This is a genomic window from Stenotrophomonas sp. YJH_SMC_21 (genome assembly GCF_059369555.1).
On sequence record NZ_JCAFSU010000016.1, the window covers coordinates 94458 to 100546 of the forward strand.

Consider the following 6089-nt stretch of genomic DNA (forward strand, 5'->3'; position numbering starts at 1 on the left):
GTTTGACGCACAGAATGGGGATCAGCTCGGTAGCAGCGTATGTGGACCGGGCAGCACCAGGCGGAAGCAGGAGCCACCGGCCGGCACCGCGATGTAGTCCAGGCGGGCCTGGTTGGCCCTGCACAGCTCGCGCGCGATGTACAGGCCCAGTCCCGTGCCATGCTCGGACGTGGTGAAGAAGGGCCGGAACAGCTGCGCGGCCACGCTCTCCGGGATACCCGGGCCACGGTCCATCACGTCGATCACCGCGCTGCGTTCGTGCTGGGCCACGCGCAGCCGCACCCGTGCAGGCTGCTGGCCGATGCGGCCGTACTTCAGTGCGTTGTGCACCAGCACGGTCAGCACCTGGTAGAGATGCTTGGCGTCGACCTGGGCCATCACCGATGTGTCGCTGATGATCGGTTCGATGCTGTCGGTCTCCAGGGTCTGGCCCTGCTTGTACTCCAGCACGAAGCGGCGCACGAAGGCGACCAGGTCCACGTTCTCCGGCGTGGCGCGTTCGCGCCGAGCCAACCCCAGCACGCTCTCGACGATGCCGTTGGTGCGCTGGCACTGCTGGCGGATGATCTGCAGCAGGCGGCGGTCGCTTTCGTTGAAGCCGGTGCCTTCCTCGAGCAGCTGCACGGCATAGTTGATCGCCGCCAGCGGATTGCGGATCTCGTGGGCCAGGCTGGCCGAGAAGCGGCCCATCGCCGACAGAGTGAGCGATTCGGCGCGGCGCGAGACCACGCTGGAATCGTCCAGGAACACCAGCGCAAGGTCGCTGCCGGCCAGCAGGCGGGCAAAGCGCGGCTGCACTTCCGGCTGGTCGGGGTTGAGCTGCAGCGGCAGTTCGTCCTGTGCCCAGCCATTGCGCCAGCGCTGCAGCCGGCGCGCCAGTTCCGGTGCGGCACTGGCCAGGTCCAGGCGCCCGCTTTCGCCGTTGCCGTCGTTGTCGCCCAGCAGCATCGAGGCGGCTTCGTTGGCCAGGGTGATGCGGTTGTCGGCGTCCACCACCAGCACGCCGGTGCGCATGCGGCGGATGATCAGTTCGTTGATCTGGAACAGGTTGGCGACTTCATCGCCGCGCTGGTTGGCCAGCTGCTGGTTGCGGCGGGCGCGGTTGCCCACCTGGTAGCTGATGAAGGCCAGTGCCAGGTAGCTGGTAGCGAACATCGCCAGTTCGGCGAGGGTGCGGGTGGGGTCGCCGCCTTCCAGCAGCTTCCAGGTGTACTCGACGCCGGTGGCCAGGCTGGCGGCCAGCGCCAGGCCCAGCCCCAGGCTGAGCGGCAGCAGGGTGGCGGCGGCGGCGATGTTGAACAGCAGCGACATCGAGATACCGGCACTGGCGCCGGGCAGGGCGTGCGACAGCAGGGTGGCGGCCACGATATCCACCAGCACGCCACTGACCACGATCGGGCGCAGCCAGCGTTCGTTGCGGCCGACCACCAGGGCCAGCAGCGCCAGGGCCAGATAGATGACCGCAACGACATCGGCCAGCCGCGGGTGGTGGGCTTCGCCGACCATGGCCGACAACGGGCTGTAGAGCAGGGCGGCAATGACCGTAGCGATCAGCACCCGGTACAGCGCGAAGAAATACAGTTCACGCCGCGGAATCGATTCGATGCGGTCAATCAATGAAGCACTGGGTGACACGCCGGAACTCCCCTTCTGGCTGCCTGGGTCTGGATTCTGCGGCGGGCCTGGCCGGCGTCCCCTGAAGCCGGGCCAGCACGTCGCGTTTGCGAAGGGCAGTATAGGGCCCCCGGCCGGGCGCCGCCGGAGTGGCCCGGATCGCGCATTTGGCCCGTTGCGGACACCGGTGGCCAGCCCCGGCCCGGGTGCAACTGCCTGAATGACGGTGGAAATCTGCCCGCGTCTGGCGTTTTGTACAGACTTCTTTGCGCCCCGGCGCCGGCTCGGCCACAATAGTGGGCCCGCCGCGGTCCATGCCGGCGCCCCGCCGGGGCCCTGAGGAATTGCGTGCGGTCGTTCCTATTCCCACGGTGACGCATGAATTTCCACGAATACCAGTCAAAACAACTGCTTGCCGAGTACGGCATCCCGGTCCCGGCCGGCAAGGTCGCTGCGACCCCGGACGAAGCGGTTGCCGCTGCCAACTCCCTGGGCCAGGGCCCCTGGATGGTCAAGGCGCAGATCCACGCTGGCGGCCGCGGCAAGGCTGGCGGCGTCAAGTTCTGCAAGACCACCGACGACGTGAAGGCCGCTGCGGCCAAGATGCTCGGCACCAAGATGGCCACCTACCAGACCGCTGGCGTTGAACTGCCGGTCAACCTGGTGCTGGTGACCACCGCCGGCGAGATCGTCAAGGAACTGTACCTGTCGGTGCTGGTCGACCGTGGCACCAAGACCATCACCTACATCGCCTCTTCGGAAGGCGGCGTGGAGATCGAGCAGGTCGCCGCTGAAACCCCGGAGCTGATCCACTCGCTGAACGTCGACTTCGTCGAAGGCGTGCAGGGTTACCACGGCCGCGATTTCGGCTTCAAGCTGGGCCTGACCGCCAAGCAGGCCGGCCAGTTCGCCAGCATCATGGTGAACCTGTACCGCCTGTTCAACGAAAAGGACCTGGCCCTGGTTGAAATCAACCCGCTGGCCATCCTGGACGACGGCAACCTGTACGCGCTGGACGGCAAGTTCGACAGCGACGACAACGCCGCGTTCCGCCAGAAGGCCCTGGTCGCCATGCGCGACAAGACCCAGGAAGATCCGACCGAAGTGATCGCTTCGGAACTGGACATCAACTACGTCACCATGGACGGCAACATCGGCTGCATGGTGAACGGCGCCGGCCTGGCCATGGCCACCATGGACGTCATCAAGCTCAACGGCGGCGAGCCGGCGAACTTCCTGGACGTGGGCGGCGGTGCCAACAAGCAGCGCGTCATCGAAGCCTTCAAGCTGATCCTGTCCTCGGACAAGGTCGAAGGCATTTTCGTCAACATCTTCGGCGGCATCGTCCGCTGCGACATGATTGCCGAAGGCATCATCGCCGCCGTGAAGGAAGTGGGCGTCAAGGTTCCGGTCGTGGTGCGCCTGGAAGGCACCAACGTGGAAGAAGGCAAGCAGCTGCTGCGTGACAGCGGCATGGCCATCATCCCGGCTGACAACATCAACGATGGCGCCAAGAAGATCGTTGAAGCTGTCAAGAACGCCGCCTGATACCGACACCAAGGAATTCCAATGTCTGTTTTGATCAACAAGAACACCAAGGTGATCGTGCAGGGCTTCACCGGCCAGCAGGGCACCTTCCACGCCACTCAGATGATCGAGTACGGCACCCAGGTTGTCGGCGGCGTGACCCCGGGCAAGGGTGGCACCACCCATATCGACCTGCCGGTCTTCAACACCGTTGCCGACGCCGTGCAGAGCACCGGCGCCAACGCCTCGGTCATCTACGTGCCGCCGCCGTACGCGGCTGACGCGATCCTGGAAGCCGCTGCTGCCGGCATCAAGGTCATCGTCTGCATCACCGAAGGCATCCCGGTGCTGGACATGCTGCGCGTCAAGAACGTGCTGACCCGTTCGCATCCGGACACCGTGCTGATCGGGCCGAACTGCCCGGGCGTCATCACCCCGGGTGAGTGCAAGATCGGCATCATGCCGGGCCACATCCACCAGCCGGGCAAGATCGGCATCGTGTCGCGTTCGGGCACCCTGACCTATGAAGCGGTCAAGCAGACCACCGAAGTCGGCCTGGGCCAGTCCACCTGCATCGGCATCGGTGGTGACCCGATCAACGGCCTGAACTTCGTCGACTGCCTGAAGCTGTTCAACGAAGACCCGCAGACCGAAGGCATCATCATGGTTGGCGAAATCGGCGGCGACGCCGAAGAAGCCGGCGCCGAGTACATCAAGAACCACGTGAAGAAGCCGGTCGTCGGTTTCATCGCCGGTGCGTCGGCTCCGGCCGGCAAGCGCATGGGCCACGCCGGTGCGATCGCCTCGGGCGGCAAGGGCACTGCCGAAGGCAAGTTCGCCGCCATGGAAGCGGCCGGTGTTGTCACCGTCCGCTCGCCGGGCGACCTGGGCGCTGCCATCGCCAAGCTTGTCAAGTAAGACCGCTGGGCGGGGAATTGTAGAGTCGACTGTTAGTCGACTGCTCTTCCCACCGGCTGCTGCAAAACAGAAAGGCCGCCTCCGGGCGGCCTTTCTGCGTCTGGCGCCCTGGCCATCCCGGCAAGCTCATCCACGCATGGCGTGGGTCTACTGAGCCGGGGCTGTCCACGCAGCGAGCGCGCCCGGCGCGCGCATGGCGCAGCGCTACAATGGCGGCATTGCAACCACAGGCTGGATTCCCATGGCTTCGATCCGCATCGCGATGGCGCAGTTCGACTTCCCGGTCGGCGACGTCGCCGGCAACACCGAGCGCATCATCGAGATGATCGGCCAGGCGCGCGACGAGTACGGCGCCGAGCTGGTGATGTTCCCCGAGCTGGCGGTGAGCGGTTATCCGCCGGAAGACCTGCTGCTGCGCCCCGGCTTCCTGTACGAGTGCGAGCAGGCAATGACGCGCATTGCCGCAGCCTGCCGCGGCATCACGGCGGTGGTCGGCTGGCCGCAGGCGGCTGGCGCGGTGGTCTACAACGCCGCCAGCGTGCTGCGCGATGGCCTGGTCGAGCAGACCTACCGCAAGCGTGAGCTGCCCAATTACGCCGTGTTCGACGAACGCCGCTACTTCGATGTTGATCCGGACGGTGGCAGCTGCGTCTTCGAGGTCAACGGCATTCCGGTGGGTTTGCTGATCTGCGAGGACCTGTGGTTCGCCGAGCCGCTGGCCGACACCGTGCGCGCCGGCGCGCAGCTGGTGGTGGTACCCAATGCCTCGCCGTACGAGCGCGGCAAGCACGCCCAGCGCGATGCGGTGCTGGCCGCACGCACCCGCGAGAGCGGGGCAGCGATTGCCTATCTCAATGTGGTCGGTGGCCAGGATGCGCTGGTGTTTGATGGCGCCTCGGTGGTGGCCGATGGTGACGGCACGGTGCACCCCGCCGCCGCCGCCTTCGTCGACCAGTGGCTGGTGGTGGAGTACGACGGCCAAACGCGCCGCTTCATGCCGCACGTGTGGATGGACGATGGCGACGAGAGCATGGACGCGCTGGCCTGGCGCGCGGTGACCCGTGGCATCCAGGATTACTGCCGCAAGAACGGTTTCAAGAAGGTCTGGCTGGGCCTGTCCGGTGGCATCGATTCGGCGCTGGTACTGGCGCTGGCGGTCGACGCGCTCGGCGCCGAGAACGTTACCGCTGTGCGCCTGCCGTCGCGCTACACCGCCGGCATGTCCAACGACCTGGCCGCCGAGCAGTGCCAGGCACTGGGCGTGAAGCTGGAAGCGGTCTCGATCGAGCCGGCGTTCAAGGGCCTGATGGAATCGCTGGCGCCCATGTTCGAAGGCACTGCGCCGGACGTGACCGAAGAGAACCTGCAGTCGCGCAGCCGTGGCGTGATCCTGATGGCGCTGGCCAACAAGTTCGGTGGCCTGCTGCTGACCACCGGCAACAAGAGCGAGTACGCCGTCGGCTACGCCACCATCTATGGCGACATGTGTGGTGGCTATGCGCCGTTGAAGGACCTGTACAAGACCGAGGTGTTCGGCCTGTCCAAGTGGCGCAATACCGTGGGCGGCGCGCCGGTGATCCCGCCGGCGGTGATCAGCCGCCCGCCGTCGGCCGAACTGCGCGAGAACCAGCTGGACCAGGACTCGCTGCCGGCCTATGACGTGCTGGACGGCATCCTGTACCGCTACATCGACCAGGAGCAGTCGCGCACGGAGATCGTTGCCGCCGGTTATGACGCGACCGTGGTCGACCGCGTGCTGCGCCTGGTGCGCATCAGCGAGTGGAAGCGGCACCAGGCCGCGCCAGGCCCGAAGGTGTCGCGCCGTGCTTTCGGTCGTGAGCGTCGCTACCCGATCAGCAACGGCTACAAGGGTTGAGGTAGCCGTTGGCAGGTAGTGCCGGCCGCTGGCCGGCAACCCGTATGCCGCGCATCCACGCATGGCGTGGATCTACTGCATCCGGTAGTGCCGGCCGCTGGCCGGCAACCCGTATCCCGCGCATCCACGCATAGCGTGGATCTACTGCCTCCGG

Annotated in this window: 4 protein-coding genes; 3 read left to right on the forward strand and 1 reads right to left on the reverse strand. The window is 66.2% G+C overall.

The genetic code is table 11. The annotated features are described in order from the left end of the window. Positions 1–21 precede the first annotated feature (21 nt). Entirely contained in the window at positions 22–1635 is a 1614-nt protein-coding gene (locus AC5P67_RS17305; RefSeq protein WP_005410794.1) for a sensor histidine kinase, read from the reverse strand. Positions 1636–1992: 357 nt separating this feature from the next. Between AC5P67_RS17305 and sucC the strand changes: the two genes are divergently transcribed. The 3 genes from sucC to AC5P67_RS17320 all read left to right on the forward strand — a co-directional run bounded on the left by sucC (position 1993) and on the right by AC5P67_RS17320 (position 5935). After that, positions 1993–3162 carry an ADP-forming succinate--CoA ligase subunit beta gene (gene sucC / locus AC5P67_RS17310; protein WP_004154430.1) on the forward strand — a complete coding sequence of 390 codons (1170 nt, stop codon included), beginning with the start codon at positions 1993–1995 and terminating at the stop codon, positions 3160–3162. Between the two features lie 21 nt (positions 3163–3183). After that, on the forward strand, positions 3184–4059 hold the full coding sequence (gene sucD / locus AC5P67_RS17315; RefSeq protein ID WP_005410793.1) for a succinate--CoA ligase subunit alpha: 876 nt from the start codon (positions 3184–3186) through the stop codon (positions 4057–4059). Positions 4060–4300: 241 nt separating this feature from the next. Then, positions 4301–5935, forward strand: coding sequence for an NAD+ synthase (locus tag AC5P67_RS17320; RefSeq protein ID WP_005410792.1), 1635 nt, complete (start codon positions 4301–4303; stop codon positions 5933–5935). Positions 5936–6089 lie beyond the last annotated feature (154 nt).

Coding starts and splice junctions, on each gene's coding strand:
- sucC (WP_004154430.1), top strand. CDS start 1,993: ATGAATTTCCACGAATACCAGTCAAAACAACTGCTTGCCGAGTACGGC.
- sucD (WP_005410793.1), top strand. CDS start 3,184: ATGTCTGTTTTGATCAACAAGAACACCAAGGTGATCGTGCAGGGCTTC.
- AC5P67_RS17320 (WP_005410792.1), top strand. CDS start 4,301: ATGGCTTCGATCCGCATCGCGATGGCGCAGTTCGACTTCCCGGTCGGC.